The 15,627-nt window shown below is 63.3% G+C and carries 10 protein-coding genes; 6 read left to right on the forward strand and 4 right to left on the reverse strand.

The window, feature by feature from the left end; all coding sequences use genetic code 11:
- The first annotated feature begins 175 nt into the window (after positions 1 to 175).
- Together AC070A_RS05580 and AC070A_RS05585 are read left to right on the forward strand one after the other, a co-directional pair.
- On the forward strand, positions 176 to 1,057 hold the full coding sequence (locus AC070A_RS05580; protein ID WP_057251780.1) for an NAD(P)-dependent oxidoreductase: 882 nt from the start codon (positions 176 to 178) through the stop codon (positions 1,055 to 1,057).
- Positions 1,058 to 1,083: 26 nt separating this feature from the next.
- Positions 1,084 to 2,616, forward strand: a complete 1,533-nt coding sequence (locus AC070A_RS05585; protein WP_082615917.1) for an aldehyde dehydrogenase family protein — start codon at positions 1,084 to 1,086, stop codon at positions 2,614 to 2,616.
- 364 nt (positions 2,617 to 2,980) lie between these two features.
- Here the strand turns inward: AC070A_RS05585 and AC070A_RS05590 are convergent, their stop codons facing one another.
- The 4 genes from AC070A_RS05590 to AC070A_RS05605 all read right to left on the reverse strand — a co-directional run bounded on the left by AC070A_RS05590 (position 2,981) and on the right by AC070A_RS05605 (position 10,512).
- Positions 2,981 to 3,148 (reverse strand): hypothetical protein, encoded by a 168-nt coding sequence (locus AC070A_RS05590; protein ID WP_244495652.1) that lies wholly within the window; start codon positions 3,146 to 3,148, stop codon positions 2,981 to 2,983.
- Between the two features lie 237 nt (positions 3,149 to 3,385).
- Positions 3,386 to 4,345: a 3'-5' exonuclease gene (locus AC070A_RS05595; protein WP_113479703.1), complete on the reverse strand. Its 960-nt coding sequence runs from the start codon at positions 4,343 to 4,345 to the stop codon at positions 3,386 to 3,388.
- A gap of 358 nt (positions 4,346 to 4,703) precedes the next feature.
- Positions 4,704 to 6,605 (reverse strand): methyl-accepting chemotaxis protein, encoded by a 1,902-nt coding sequence (locus AC070A_RS05600; protein ID WP_113132520.1) that lies wholly within the window; start codon positions 6,603 to 6,605, stop codon positions 4,704 to 4,706.
- 286 nt (positions 6,606 to 6,891) lie between these two features.
- A complete protein-coding gene (locus AC070A_RS05605; RefSeq protein WP_113132477.1) occupies positions 6,892 to 10,512 on the reverse strand; it encodes a hydantoinase B/oxoprolinase family protein in 3,621 nt (1,206 codons plus the stop codon).
- Positions 10,513 to 10,633: 121 nt separating this feature from the next.
- Here AC070A_RS05605 and AC070A_RS05610 point away from each other — a divergent pair, with 121 nt between their 5' ends.
- The 4 genes from AC070A_RS05610 to AC070A_RS05625 all read left to right on the forward strand — a co-directional run bounded on the left by AC070A_RS05610 (position 10,634) and on the right by AC070A_RS05625 (position 15,627).
- Positions 10,634 to 11,218 carry a winged helix DNA-binding protein gene (locus AC070A_RS05610; RefSeq protein WP_057251784.1) on the forward strand — a complete coding sequence of 195 codons (585 nt, stop codon included), beginning with the start codon at positions 10,634 to 10,636 and terminating at the stop codon, positions 11,216 to 11,218.
- A gap of 25 nt (positions 11,219 to 11,243) precedes the next feature.
- A complete protein-coding gene (locus AC070A_RS05615; RefSeq protein ID WP_113132521.1) occupies positions 11,244 to 13,064 on the forward strand; it encodes an ABC transporter ATP-binding protein in 1,821 nt (606 codons plus the stop codon).
- A 91-nt stretch (positions 13,065 to 13,155) separates the two neighbouring features.
- Positions 13,156 to 14,643, forward strand: a complete 1,488-nt coding sequence (locus tag AC070A_RS05620; RefSeq protein WP_492384385.1) for an ABC transporter substrate-binding protein — start codon at positions 13,156 to 13,158, stop codon at positions 14,641 to 14,643.
- A gap of 60 nt (positions 14,644 to 14,703) precedes the next feature.
- A complete protein-coding gene (locus AC070A_RS05625; RefSeq protein WP_057251787.1) occupies positions 14,704 to 15,627 on the forward strand; it encodes an ABC transporter permease in 924 nt (307 codons plus the stop codon).

Raw genomic sequence — 15,627 nt, forward strand, 5'->3', positions numbered from 1 at the left:
CTGAACGGCCGTCCACGGTTCTCGGCAGCTAAGCGCGCCCTCTCGGCGCCGCTGGACAACGCCGCAGACGTTGCCACGCCAGCAACGCATTGTACCAGGCGCGCCGTCTACCCGCTCGCCACCCCGCATGCCACCTTCGCCCGATCATCAGAACCAGACGAGGGTAGAGAAGATCATGACGGCGGAACGAACGACAGTGGGCGTGGTGGGATTGGGCGCCATGGGGCTCGGCATCGCGACGACGCTCGCCCGAGAGGGTTTCGCGGTCAAAGGTTTCGACCTTTCGGAAGCCCGGCGCACCCTTGCGGCCGAAGGTGGCGTTTCCCCGGTCGCCTCGCTCGCCGACGTCTTCTTCGATACCGATTTCATCGTCTTCTCTCTGCCGACCGCGAAGGACGTCGCCGCTGTCGTCGAGGCCAATCTCGAGGCGCTGAAATCGGCCAGCCCGCGGGTCGTGATCATCGACACCTCGACATCCGAGCCGGATGTCTCGCGTGATCTCGCCGCAGCCCTTGCCGGCCTCGGCCACGGCTTCATCGACGCGCCCGTGTCCGGCGGGCCGGCCGGTGCCGCAAGCGGCAAACTGACGATGATGATCGGCGGCAGCGATGCGGACGTCGCCCTTGCCGGCCCCGTCATCGAGGCGATGTCGGCGAAGGCGCTGCATGTGGGTGAAAGCGGCGCCGGCAACGTCGCCAAACTTGTCAACAACCTGCTCGCCGCCGCCCATATGGTTACGACGGGCGAAGGCCTGAAGCTGGCGCTTGCGGCCGGGCTTGACGCGGAAGTGGCGCTGAAGGTGCTGAACGCCGCCTCCGGCAAGTCGATGATCAGCGAGGTGCATTTCCCGACCTGGGTGATGAACGGCCGCTTCGACAGCGGCTTCACCATGGGGCTGATGCGCAAGGACGTGCGGCTTGCGAGCGAACTTGCAGCGCGCACCGGCGCCGAGCTGCCGCTTTCGCGTGCTGTCGCAAGGCTCTGGGCCGAGAGCCCGCTCGACAATGCAGATGACTTCACCCGCATGGGCGCCTTCCGCCCCGCCAACGACAACTGATACCCAAGGGAACGACGATGAACGAAATGACCATGCCCGCCAAGGCCGAGCGCATCCGCGCTCTCTTTCACGGTTTCCTTCCTGGCACGGAAATCGGCAGCTATGTGGATGGCGCGCTTGTGCCCGGCTCCGGCGATGAGCAGAAGCTGACGGATCCGGCGACCGGCGAAGTCTTTGCCACCTTCAAGGATGCCGGCAAGGACGTCGTCGACGCGGCGATGCAGGCCGCAGCGCGTGCCCAGCGCGAGTGGATTTCGATGACCGCTTCGGCCCGTGGCCGGGTGATGAACGAGATCGCCCGCAATATCCGCGAGCGCGCCGGCGAGATCGCCGAGCTCGAAAGCCGTTCGGCCGGAAGACCGATCCGCGACATCCGCGGCGAGGCCGTCCGCGTCGCCGAAATGTTCGAATATTATGCCGGCTGGTGCGACAAGCTCCATGGCGAGGTCATCCCGGTGCCGACTTCGCACCTGAACTACACCCGGAACGAGCCGCTCGGCGTCGTCGCGCAGATCACCCCCTGGAACGCGCCGCTCTTTACCGGCGGCTGGCAGATCGCACCGGCGATCTGCACCGGCAACGGCGTCGTCATCAAACCGTCGGAACTGACGCCGCTCAGCACGCTGGTGCTCGGTGCGCTCTGCGAGGCGGGCGGCGCGCCGCGTGGTCTCGTCAACGTCATCGCCGGCCAGGGCGTGACGGCAGGCCAGGCGATGGTCGCGCATCCGAAGACGGCACTCGTCGTCTTCGTCGGTTCGGCGCTGGCCGGTTCGGCAATTGCGGCGGCGGCCGCAAGGAACGTCGTGCCCTGCATCCTCGAACTCGGCGGCAAGTCCGGCAACATCGTCTTTGCCGATGCCGATATCGACCGCGCCATCGTCGGCGCTCAGTCGGCGATCTTCTCCGGCGCCGGCCAGAGCTGCGTTGCCGGCTCGCGCCTGCTCGTCCACCGCTCGGTGCATCAGCAGTTCGTCGAGCGCTATGCCGAGGCCGCCGCGCGCATCCCGGTCGGCGATCCCTATCTCGAAACGACGCAGATCGGCCCGATCAACAATGCCCGTCAGTGGGCGAAGATCGAGGAAATGGTCAAGCAGGGCGTGGCGGAAGGCGCCACGCTTGCGACCGGCGGCGCCAAGCCAACGGCACTTCAATCCTCCGGCGGCTTCTATTTCGCCCCGACCATTCTCGACAACGTCAAACCGGAGATGACGATCGCCCGTGAGGAGGTCTTCGGCCCTGTCGTCGGTGTCACCGTCTTCGACGATGAAGAAGAGGCAATCACGCTCGCCAACGACAACCCCTATGGCCTTGCCGGTGCGGTCTGGACCCGCGATGTCGGTCGCGCGCATCGCGTTGCTTCCAAGGTACGGGCCGGAACCTTCTGGATCAACGGCTACAAGACGATCAGCGTCATGTCGCCCTTCGGCGGCTTTGGTCGCTCCGGCTATGGCCGTTCCTCCGGTCGTGATGCCTTGATGGCCTATACCCAGACGAAGAGCGTCTGGGTTGAAACAGCAGAAAATCCGGCCATCGTCTTCGGCTATGCGCCGGAAACGTGATCGATACGCAGTTTAAACGAGAAGCGGCCGGCATATGCCGGCCGTTTCTTTTTGCTAACTGAAATCTGGGCAGCAGCCTCAGAAATCAACCGAAGCCGAAAGCATGAACGTGCGTGGTGCGCCGGCCGAGAGGAAGCCACAGGCAGACGATGCCCAGTAGTTCTCGTTGAAAACGTTCTCGACCGTCGCCCGGAATTCCAACGGATTGCCGTTTTCTCGCGCGCGCGCCGAGATTAACCCGCGTCCAGTCCGAAACCTTCTGCGTGTTCGCCCGATCATAATAGCTGCTGCCGGTGTAAATGACGCGACCCGTGCGCGTCAGGTCCTCAAACCCAGGGCATATCGTATTCGCCGTAAAGGCTGATCACCGTTTTTTTGGGACGCCCGTGACGCTCTTGCCGTCGTGCAGGCCGCCTTGTGTCTTTGCCAGCTCGACATCCATGAAAGTAATGCCGCCAAGCAGACGAAGACCGTCCATCGGCTCACCGAAGGCAGAGAGCTCAAGGCCACGATTGACCTGAAGGCCGCTCATCGAGAAGAGGCGGGTCGGTGAAGCAGTTAGGCTGCCGGATCTCGAACAGCGCCGCACTGAGCATCATCGGGCGCGACCGAGGAGAAAGGCGCCGCCAGTGCAGCCCGGTGCCAGCGCTGGCGCTACGATCGGCAGGTTGCCTTCATACAAAGGCCGGCAGAAAACGGGATAATTTGATTGACAGGGGCCGCGTCCACGCAAGGTCTACCCTGGCGATCCCGCGTGCTCGTCTGATTGTCAGGCGCGGAACCGATCGAAAGCGGTCAAGCGTTTGATCGGCGGATCGGCTTCATTCCAGCGATAGATCTCCGAGCGCAGATAAAGGAGCTCGTCCTCAAGCGCAGCATCGGCGATCTCGATCCACCAGGATTTCGGACGGCCGTCGCTTCCGTCAGACCAGCGATAACCGCGCGCTTTCAGATGGTCCTTCATGTCGAACGGGCTGTTCTCCGCGAAAATGCGGATGCGCGTTCGCTGGCTTGCCTGATAAAGCTCGGCAAAGGGCATGTTTTCGGAGCCGCCATCCTTGGCAAGGACTTCGAGCAGGGCGAAACAATCGTCGACCGCCCGGTGGCCGTCGTGGAAATAGCCGGCCTGCCCGATCAGATAACCAAGTTTCGTGCCTTCGAAGCCGCGAGAGGACCAATCGACCTCAGAGACGGAACAGGCCCATGCCTTTCCTTCGAAGACGGGTGAAAAGGCCTCACAGAAGGGACGGTCGAAGCCGGCATTATGCGCGATGACAAGGTCCGCTCTTTCCATCAGCGTCCGTATCTCGGCGAGATCGATCGCCTTTCCCGCGACCATCGCATCGGTAATGCCGGTCAGGCGCGTGATGTCCGCAGGGATCGGATTGGCCGGTTGCCGCAAACCGCCATAAACGCCCGTCACATCGCCGAGGTTCCCCTTTTCATCGAAGGTAAAAGCGATCAGCCCGATCTCGATAATCTCGTCCTTGCGATTGTTGAGCCCAGTGGTCTCGGTATCGAGGATGACGCCTTTCAGCGGAAAGCCGGGACGAGCAACAGGCACCACGGCGCGCGGCACAAGCCGCTGCAGCAGGCGGTAGCGGCCCGTCGCCTGAAGGTGACGGACCATATCTTCCTCGTTCAACGAGGTCCTCTTGACCGCTGACCCGCCGCCTGCCTTTTTGGTAGCTGCCTCGTTCGAAGCAAAGAGGTCGAACTGCTGCGTCATTCGGTTGTCCCGCAAATCAACGACTCACACGTGTGCCTTCCAGAATAGCCGCTAACAGCGCTTCACAGCAATTCAGGAAGAATGATGGAGCCACCACCCGCGCAAGCCCCGCGGGCCGACCGGGTTTGTTCTCGCAAACGGGGCCGGCCGAACCGACGCGGCGCTATCGGCGGGTGGGAAGGAGCGTCTTCGCCAGACGCACCAGCGCCCGGATCCCCGGGGGCGGCAATGCGGAGACTATCGCCCCTCTGAAAAGCCTGCGGCGGCCTCCGCGCCCTGCCCCGCAAATGCAGTGCAGGAAGGACAGTGCCGCCGCAGATATGGCTTCACTTGAGCGCGTGTAACTTTCGCCCCTCGATCAGGCCGCCCGGCTCCAGCTGTCGCGTGCACTCTGCGCTTCGAGCTTGAACTTCGCCAGCATCGTACGGAGCTGGCGGCTTTCTTCGGCAAGCGTGCCGCTTGCCGCCGTCGTTTCTTCCACCATCGCCGCGTTCTGTTGGGTCATCTGGTCCATGTGGTTGACCGAGGTGTTGATCTCCTGCAGCGCCGTCGCCTGTTCGCGGGCGGCCGTCGCGATCGTATTGACGTGGCCGCTGACATTGTTGACCAGCGTCTCGATCTCCAGCAGAGCCTCACCGGTGGAGCGCACCAGCGCCACGCCATTCTCGACTTCCGACGCTGAGCTGTGGATCAGCGTCTTGATCTCCTTTGCGGCGTTGGCCGAGCGTTGCGCCAGTTCGCGCACTTCCTGGGCGACGACGGCGAAACCACGACCCGCCTCGCCGGCGCGGGCCGCTTCGACGCCGGCGTTTAGCGCCAGAAGGTTGGTCTGGAAGGCGATCTCGTCGATCACCGAGATGATCTGGTTGATGCGGTTGGACGAATCCTCGATCCGGCCCATGGCATCGACCGCGCTGCGCACGATCGCGCCGGATCGGCCGGCACTGTCTTTGGTGGCGCGCACCATTTCATGCGCCTCATTCGCCCGCTCGGAAGCTGTGCGCACGGTCGAAGTGATCTCGTCGAGAGCGGCGGCCGTCTCTTCGAGCGCTGCGGCCTGCTGTTCGGTGCGCTTCGACAGATCGTTGGCGGCAGAACTCAGCTCGGCAGAGTTGTCGTTGATGGTGCTTGCCGCGGTGCGTACGTTCTGCATCGTCGAGCGCAGCGTCACCATCGTCTGGTTGACGTTCGTCTGCAGTTCGGCGAATGCGCCGTGGAATTCGCCACGCATGGTCTGCGTCAGGTCGGCATCGGCGAGTGCGGCGATCACGCGGCGGACTTCGTTGACCGTTTGGTCGACGCTCGAGACGAGCTCGTTGACGCTCGATGCGAAGCGGTTGAGGTCGTCGTTTTCATAGTCCTTGGTGATGCGGCCGGTGAAGTCGCCGGCAACGGCGGAAGCGACGACGACGCTGATGTTCGACTGCAGGTCGCTGCTGCGGGCATGCAGTGCGGCTTCCTGCGCCTTCATCGCGCGCATGGCAATGCCGTTCTTGCGGAAGACTTCGACGGCACGGGCCATCTCGCCGATTTCATCCTGGCGCGAGACATCGGTACCGTTGCCATCAAGCTTGCCGTCGGCAAGTTCGCTCATGGTCGAGGTGAGTTCGCGCACCGGCATGACGATACCACGACGGGCAACGAAGAGGCTGACGCCGACGCCGAAGAGGACGCAGGCCGCAGCGGCGGCGGCCAGGATGGTCATCGCGACGGAAGAGGAATTGAGCGCTTCGGAGCGGGCGGCGGCGAGCGCGTCGCCGGAGTAGGTGCTGTAGGTCTTGACCGTCGCCGTCACCGTCTTTTGGGCTTCGAGCGCCTTGTCGAGTGCCGCCTTGACGGCGCCAGTGTTTGTGCCCTTGTCGGCGGCAACGGCGATCATCGCGCGGATCTCGTCGAAATAACTGTTGAGCGTGATGCGGATGTCGTTCAGCAGCTTGTCTTCCGCATCGTCGGCAACAGCCTCGATCTTCGTCAGACGGCCGAGCATTTCCCCGGCGCGCTTCTCGGTTTCCTGGCCGAAATCGGCGGCTTTCTCGGGCGCTGCAGCAAGCTGGTAGGTCATGCGGCTGATGGCGATGATATCGACGCGCAGGTCCATCGCCTCGCGTGCTGCCTCTTCGCGCGCGCCGACGTCGATGATCGTCGCGCCGAGAGAGGAAAGACCGCGCGCACCGGCAAGCGCGATCAGAATGGAAGATATGCCCATGACCACGACCACAAGGCCGACCTTGGTCAATATCGATAGGTTCTTGAACGTCACTGCCGTGACTCCTGTGATGTCGCGATCGCGTTGTTGGGAGGACATGGTCAGCCATACCGGCGGGAGGAGGACCGGCTGTTTGCGTGCGCTATTTAGGAGGAATTGCAGCGCGCACTGACCGATAAGTACATAGTAATCTTGCATTTAAATTCGGGTTAAAAAAGCGATCGCAGCTTTTCGCAGTGCAGCAAAAAATGGAGACGGGAGCGAAAACGAAAAACGGGCGGACGATCGCTCGCCCGCCCGCAGACCACCGCAGCAGTCTTGGGAGATCTTGTTTCGAAGCCTACGACCGGCCGTAGCCGCCGCCGGTCGGCGTTACCACGGTAAAGGCTTCACCGGCTTCGAGAACCGTGTGGGCGCAGCCCGGCAATTCTTCCGTCCGGCCGTCGTTGCGGCGTACCAGGTTGCGGCCAAGCTCGCCGGGGCTGCCGCCCTTGATGCCGAAGGAGGCTACACGGCGATGGCCGGAGAGGATGGCGAAATCCAGTTTCTCGCGAGCGCGGATCGTGCGTTTGGTACCGTTGCCGGCGTTCCATTGGCCACGGCCGCCCGAGCCGACACGAATATGGAAATCTTCGAGCACCACCGGGAAGCGGGTTTCGAGGATTTCCGGATCGGTCAGCCGCGAATTGGTCATGTGGGTGTGGACCGCATCGGCACCGTTATAGCCGGGACCGGCCGGCGCACCGGAGCAGATCGTCTCGTAATACTGGTAGTTCTGGTTGCCGAAGGTCAGGTTGTTCATCGTGCCTTGCGCGCCGGCCTGGCTCTGGACCGCGCCGAACAGGCAGTTGGTCACCGCCTGGCTGACTTCGACATTGCCGGCAACAACTGCTGCCGGATAGCGCGGCGTCAGCATCGTGCCCTCGGGAATGACGATGTGGATGGGGCGCAGGCACCCGGCGTTCATCGGGATCTCCGCCTCGACCAGCACGCGGAAGACATAGAGCACCGCTGCGCGGGTCACCGGCGCCGGGGCGTTGAAGTTGTCGCCGCGCTGCTCAGACGTGCCGGTGAAATCGACGGTCGCTTCGCGCTTGTCGCGGTCGACGGTGATCTTGACGACGATCTTGCAGCCCTGGTCCATCTCGTAGGAGAATTCGCCATCCGGCAACTGGTCGAGCACACGGCGCACGCTCTCGGCGGCATTGTCCTGGACGTGGCCCATATAGGCCTCGACCACGTCCTCGCCGAACTGGGCGATCATCTTCCTGAGTTCGGCGACGCCCTTTTCGTTGGCCGCAACTTGAGCCTTCAGGTCGTTGACGTTCTGCAGGATGTTGCGCACCGGATAACGGGCGCCGTTCAGAAGCGCTTCGAGTTCCGCCTCGCGGAACCGGCCGGCATCGATGAGCTTGAAGTTGTCGATGTAGACGCCTTCCTCCTCGATATTGGTGGCCAACGGCGACATCGAGCCCGGCGAAATGCCGCCGATATCGGCATGGTGGCCGCGGCTGGCGACCCAGAAACGGATCTCCTTGCCGGCATCGTCGAAGACCGGCGTGCAAACGGTAAGGTCGGGCAGGTGCGTGCCGCCGTTATAGGGCGCGTTGATCAGGAACACGTCGCCCGGCTTTATCACCGGGTTCTCGCGGATCGCGGTCGCGACCGAGGCATCCATGGAGCCGAGATGAACCGGCATATGCGGCGCGTTGGCAACGAGATTGCCGCGGTTGTCGAAAACGGCGCAGGAGAAATCGAGCCGCTCCTTGATGTTCACGGAATAGGCGGTGTTCTGCAGCGTCACGCCCATCTGCTCGGCGATCGACATGAACAGGTTGTTGAAGATCTCCAGCATGACCGGATCGGCATGGGTGCCGATCGCGCTCTGCTGCTGCAACGCCTTCACGCGGCGAAGCACGATGTGGTCCTTGGCCGTCAGTTCCGCCTGCCAGCCATCCTCGACGACGATGGTCTGGTTCGGTTCGATGATGATCGCCGGACCGTCGAGCCGCTGGCCGGGCGCGATTTCTGCGCGCAGCAGAACGGGCGCGTCGTGGAACTGGCCCTGCGAATAGAAGCGCGTGCGCCGCACGATGTCAGGCGTTCCCGCCGTGATCGAGCCGCCTTCGCGCTCCATCTGGGCGGCACCGCCGCCGACCGTTTCGACCTCGACGGCATCGATGACCAGCGCCTTGTTGTCGGCGACGAAACCGAAGCGGCGCTTGTGCAACTCTTCGAACTCGGCGCGCAGGCGGGCGATATCGTCATGATCCGGGAAGGTCGCGTCGACCGCGAGCACCGTATCGGTGCCGGCATAGCGGATATGGGCGCGCAGATGCGTGCGGATCTCGTCGCGGGTTATGCCCTGCGCGTCGAGTTCGGCAAGGCATTCGACCTCAAGCTCGGCACCAAGGGTGCTGAGCGCTGCCGGCGCCTTGTCGTCAAGCGCCACGCCGAGCGCCTTCTGCCGTGTGGCACGGATGTCCGCGAGCCCCATGCCATAGGCCGAGAGCAGGCCGGACATCGGATGCACGAGAATGCTCTTCATGCCGAGCTGATCGGCAATGAGGCACGCATGCTGGCCGCCGGCGCCGCCAAAGCAGCTCAGCGCATAACGCGTGACGTCATAGCCGCGCTGCACGGAAATCTTCTTGATCGCCTCGACCATGTTGGCGACCGCGATGCGGATGAAGCCGTCAGCGACGTCCTCCGGGCTGCGGCCGTCGCCGATCTCGGCGGCCATCGCCGCGAAGCGGTCGCGCACGGCCTCGACATCGAGGCGTTCGTCCTGGTTTGGACCGAAGAGCGCCGGGAAGAATTCCGGCAGCAGCTTGCCGAGCATGACGTTTGCGTCGGTGACCGCGAGCGGACCACCGTTGCGGTAGCAGGCAGGGCCCGGATTGGCGCCAGCGGAATCGGGACCGACGCGGAAACGCTCGCCGTCGAAATGCAGGATCGAGCCGCCGCCGGCAGCGACGGTGTGGATCAGCATCATCGGCGCACGCACGCGCACGCCGGCCACTTCGGTCTCGAAGGCGCGTTCATATTCGCCGTCGAAATGCGCGACGTCGGTGGAGGTTCCGCCCATGTCAAAGCCGATGACGCGGTCGAAACCTGCGGCTTCACCGGTCTTGGCAAGACCGACGACACCGCCGGCCGGACCGGAGAGGATCGCGTCCTTGCCCTGGAACATCTCGGCCGCGGTGAGGCCGCCCGAAGACATCATGAACATGACGCGCGCGCCGGTGCGGGCGATATCGAGTTCGCCCGAGACCTGGGCGACGTAGCGGCGGAGAACCGGTGACAGATAGGCGTCGATGACGGTGGTGTCGCCGCGCCCGACATATTTGATCAGCGGCGAGACTTCGTGGCTGACCGAGACCTGCTCGAAGCCGAGTTCGCGGGCAATTCGGGCAACGACCGCCTCATGCTCGGGATATTTGTAGGCGTGCATGAAGACGATGGCGACGGCCTTGTAGCCCTTGCCCTTCAGGTCTTCGAGTGCCGCGCGCGCCTTTGCCTCATCGAGCGGCGTTTCGACTGTTCCGTCGGCCAGCACGCGCTCGTCGAGCTCGACGATGTCCTGATAGAGCGCTTCCGGCTTGATGATCTCGGTTGCGAAGATCTTCTTGCGCTCCTGGTAGCCGATCTTCAGCGCGTCGCGGAAACCCTTGGTGGTCACGAGCGCCAGCGGCTCGCCCTTGCGTTCGAGCAGTGCATTGGTGGCAACGGTCGTGCCCATGCGCACTTCGCCGATGAGACCGGTCGGGATCGCGGCACCGGTCGCAAGGCCCAGATGCAGGCGAATGCCCTGCACTGCGGCGTCGCGATAGGCTTCCGGATTTTCCGAAAGCACCTTGCGTGCGTGCAGGTTCCCTTGCGGATCGCGGCCGATGACATCGGTGAAGGTGCCGCCGCGGTCGACCCAGAAGTCCCAACTGCCGGTTTCGCGTGCGCTCATTGTCCATCCCTCTCGTTCGCGAGCCGCATGACTGTGCAAGCCCGGAAATTCATCAAAGCAGTTCGTTGACAAAATGTCGATAAAATGATGACATAAAATCGTCAAGATGAGGAAGAGCTGAATGACGAAGAAGCCTGAGGATAGCTTCGAGGGTCGGGAATGGGCCGAAAACGCCCTGCCCGAACATCTAAAGCCGGTCGCGGCCATCGGCCCGATCGTTTCCTCCGCGCACTTGGCGGAAGGCGGTTCCCCTGGTCTTTCGGAAGTGGAATACGGCCTGATCCTCGCGTCGCACGCCTTTCATCGCTGGATGATGCGCTGCATGGCGGCCGCCGGCGTGCCGGGCCTTTCGCCGATCGAAATCCTGATCCTGCACACGATCCGCCACCGCGACCGCGGCAAGAAGCTCGCCGACATCTGTCTGGTCCTCGATATCGAAGACACCCATGTCGCGACCTATGCCATCCGCAAGCTCGAAGCCGCCGGCCTGGTAACCACGGGCAAGGAAGGCAAGGAAAAGACCATCCTCATCACCGACAAGGGGTCGGACGCCTGCACGCGCTACGCTCAGATCCGCGAACGCCTGCTGGTTTCCTCGACCGCGAAAGCCCGCCCCTCCGAAGAGACACTCTCCGAGATCGCCGCCGTCCTGCGTTTCATGTCGGGCGCCTATGAACAGTCCGCGCGCGCCGCGACCACATTGTAACGAGGAAGACCGCGTGACTGTCGAAATGCCTGCGCCCCTGCTCGCCGTCGAGAAGCTTTCCGTTGCCTTCAACGGCAACCCCGTCGTCGAAGATCTGAGCTTCACGGTCACGCCCGGGCGGACGCTCGCGATCGTCGGCGAATCCGGTTCCGGCAAATCCGTGACGTCCCTGTCGATCATGCGGCTATCCGACATGATGGGTGGCCAGTTCCCCTCAGGCCGCATTCTGTTTCGCGGCAAGGGTGGCGAGATCGACCTGACGAGCGCGCCGCAGAAGACCATGCGTGCGATCCGCGGCAAGGAGATCGCCATGATCTTCCAGGAGCCCATGACCTCGCTGAATCCGGTCTTCACCATCGGCGACCAGGTTGCCGAAGTGCTGATGCTGCACGAGAAGATGACTAAGGCCGAGGCGCTCGCCGAGACGCGCCGGTTGCTCGACATGGTCCGTCTTCCCGATAGCGCCGAACTGATCGGCCGCTATCCGCACCAGCTTTCCGGCGGCATGCGCCAGCGCGTCATGATCGCCATGGCGCTTGCCTGCCGGCCGAAACTCCTGATCGCCGACGAGCCGACCACCGCACTCGACGTGACCATCCAGGCGCAGATCCTGACGATTATCCGAGACCTGCAGAAGGAACTCGGCATGGCGGTGATCTTCATCACCCACGACATGGGCGTCGTCGCCGAAATGGCCGATGACGTCGTTGTCATGTGGAAGGGCCGCAAGGTCGAGGAAGGCCCGGTCGACGAGATCTTCGCAAGCCCCAAGCACCCCTACACCCAGACACTGCTTTCCGCCGTGCCGAAGCTCGGCAGCATGGTGGGCGAGGAATTCCCAAAGCGCCTGCCGCTGACCATGATGGTCGACGGCGAGCCGAAGCGCGTCGGCGACGTCCATATCCAGCGAACCGCCCGCTATGAGGCCGCACCGATCCTTTCTGTGCGCGATCTCGTCACTCGTTTCGACGTACGCAAGAACCTGTTCGGCAAGGCGACGCACCGCGTCCACGCCATCGAAAACGTCAGCTTCGACATCTTCCCGGGCGAGACCCTGGCGCTCGTCGGTGAATCCGGCTCGGGCAAGTCGACGATCGGCCGCACGATCCAGCAGCTGCAGAACGCGACATCGGGCGAGATCCTCTTCGACGGCCGGCCCGTCTCGGCGATGAGCTATGCCGAGCGGCAGAGACTGAAGCAGGAAATCCAGTACATCTTCCAGGACCCGTTCGCCTCGCTCGACCCGCGCAAGACCGTCGGCTTCTCGATCGCCGAGCCGATCCGCACCCATGGTCTGATCCTCGGCGAAAAGGAAATCGAAAAGCGCGTGCACGAACTCCTGGAGCGCGTCGGCCTGACGGCGGCGCATGCCAGGCGCTACCCGCATGAATTCTCCGGCGGCCAGCGCCAGCGCGTCTGCATCGCCCGGGCGCTTGCCTCCCGCCCAAAGCTGATCATCGCCGATGAGGCGCTTTCCGCACTCGACGTCTCCATCCAGGCGCAGATCATCAACCTGTTCATGGAACTGCAGGAGCAGGAAGGCCTCGCCTATCTCTTCATCAGCCATGACATGGCGGTGGTCGAGCGCATGAGCCATCGCGTCGCCGTGCTCTATCTCGGCCAGATCATGGAATTCGGCAGCCGCCAGCAGGTCTTCGAAACGCCATCCCATCCCTATACCCGCCGGCTGCTTTCCGCCGTCCCGGTCGCCGAGCCCGGCAAGGGCCGCGAGCGCGCTTTGCTGGAAGGCGAAATCCCGAGCCCGATCCGCCGTGTCGGCGACGAACCCGCGGTTCTGCCCCGCAAAGAGATCGCCCCCGGCCACTTTGTGACCAAGGGCGCATGAGCCGCTTTCTTTTTCAGAAGAAGGCTGTCGAAACAGGAGTGAGTAAATGATCAACAAAAAGGGGATCCACGCCGCTTTCATCGCCCTCGCGATGGCCGGCAGTTTCATGACCGCAGCCCCGGCCTTTGCCGCCGGCACGCTGACCGTGTCGTCGCCGCAGGATCCGGGTAGCTGGGACCCGGTCGACACCTTCCTCGTCAACTGGGCGTCCGTCGCCACCAACATCTATGACGGCCTGACCTATCGCGGTCCGGATCTCAAGCTCGTGCCCGGCCTTGCCACGTCGTGGGAAGAGCTCGATGGCGGCAAGCGCCTGCGCTTCACGCTGCGCGAAGGCGTCAAGTTCCACAATGGCGAGCCATTCAATGCCGAAGCGGTAAAATTCACCTTCGACCGCCTGCTCGGCGAGGAGGGCTCCAAGGGCCCGCAGAAGTCCAACTATGCCGTGATTGAAAAGGTCGAGATCGTCGACGAGAAGACCGTCGACCTGCATCTCAAGTCCCCGGATCCGGTGCTGCTCACCAAGCTTGCCGGCTACGGCGCGATGATCGTGCCGCCGAAGTACATCCAGGAGAAGGGCGAGGACTACTTCAACGCCCATCCGGTCGGAACCGGCCCGTTCAAGGTCGTCTCCTATGAGCCGAAGGTCGGGATCAAGCTCGAAGCCTTTGCCGACCATTGGGGCGGCGCGCCGAAGCTTTCAAACCTCAACTACCGCTTCATCTCGGAGCCCGCGACTGCCGTTGCCGAACTGCAGGCCGGCCGGGTCGATCTCGTGATCCCGCCGACCATTCCGATCGGCATGATCCCGACCATCCAGGACGACAGCAACCTGGAGATCGTCACCAGCGCCGGCCCGACGGTCTACGCTCTGCGCTTCAACACCCGCGACGGCATCACCAAGGATCCGAAGGTGCGCAAGGCGCTCATCCTCGGCGTCGATCGCGACACCATCATCCAGTCGATCCTCGGCGGCCAGGCGGACCCGATCGCCAGCTTCCAAGGCAAGCTCTCCTTCGGCTTCGACCCGGCGATGAAGCCGCTGCCCTACGATCCCGAACAGGCCAAGGCCCTTCTGAAGGAAGCCGGTGTTGCGCCGGGCGCCTCCGTGCAGATCGACGTTCGCGGCAACGATGCGACCTTCAACGAGGTCGTACAGGCGATTGCCAGCTACCTGCAGCTGATCGGCATCAACGCGACGATCAAGCCCTATGAAACCAACGTTCTGCTGAACGACATCATCCCGGCCGGCAAGACCGGCGCGATGTTCCAGCAGTCCTGGGGTGGCTGGACACTCGACTACGACAACACCGCCTACTCCATGTACCACTCCGGCGAAAAGTGGAATCCCTACGACCAGGATGCGGAACTCGACAAGCTGCTCGAATCCCAGCGTTCGATCACCGATCGGGCCAAGCGCGAGGAGATCCTCAAGCAGATCGCCAACTACGCCGCCGACCGGTCGCTCGAGATGCCGCTTTACAACCTCAATGCCATCTTCGGCGTGAGCAAGCGCGTCAAGAACTTCACCCCGGTGCCGGACAGCCGCCTGCGGCTCACGGACGTGACGGTCGAGTAAACAATCCGGTCCGCCGCCGCGCGTGAGGCGGCGGACCATTTTCTTTAAAGGGCGGGTCACTTGGCCGGATTTCTGATCAAACGTTTTCTGCAGGCGGTCTTCGTCGTGTTCGTCGTGACACTGACCGTTTCCTATGCCATCCGGTTCACCGGCGACCCGGCCCTGATGCTGGCGCAGGGCGCCGGCAGCGTGACTGAGGAAGACCTCGTGCGCATCCGCGAGGGGCTCGGCCTCAACCAGCCCTTCCTTTCGCAATATGCCGACTTCATCAAAGGCATGTTCACGCTCGATTTCGGCCGCTCCTTCCTCGGCGGCACCCCGGTTTCGCAGCTGATTGCCTCTGCCCTGCCGGCGACCATGCTGCTCGCTTTCGCCTCGCTGATCGTCTCGATCGCGATTTCCATCCCGCTCGGTATCCGCGCCGCCGTTGCGCGCGGCAAGTGGGCAGATCAGACGATCCGCATCCTATCGCTGATCGGCCTGTCCTTCCCGAACTTCTGGCTGGCGATCATGCTCGTGCTGTTGTTCTCGATCGTTCTGAAATGGCTGCCACCGAGCGGCATGGACGGCTTTGCGAGCTTCATCATGCCGGCGCTGACCATGGGCATCATCCTGACGGCGACGAATGTGCGCCTGGTGCGCACCGCGATGCTGGAAACCCTGCAGTCGCAATACATCATGGTTGCCCGCGCCAAGGGCCTCAGTGAGACCAAAGTGCTCTACAAGCATGCGCTGCGCAATTGCGCGATCCCGCTGATCACCTATTTCGGCCTGCAGTTCGGCGGCCTGCTCGGCGGCATCGTCGTCGTCGAACTCGTCTTCAACTGGCCGGGCATGGGCACGCTCGCCTTCGATGCGGTCGCCTCGCGCGACTACCCCGTGCTTCAGGCGGTCATCACGGTGCTTTCCCTGATGATCGTGTTCGTCAATCTCCTGGTCGACATCGCCTATGGCCTCGTCGATCCGCGCATCCGGACGGAGTGA

Source organism: Ensifer sp. GW101-20A05, from assembly GCF_059424735.1.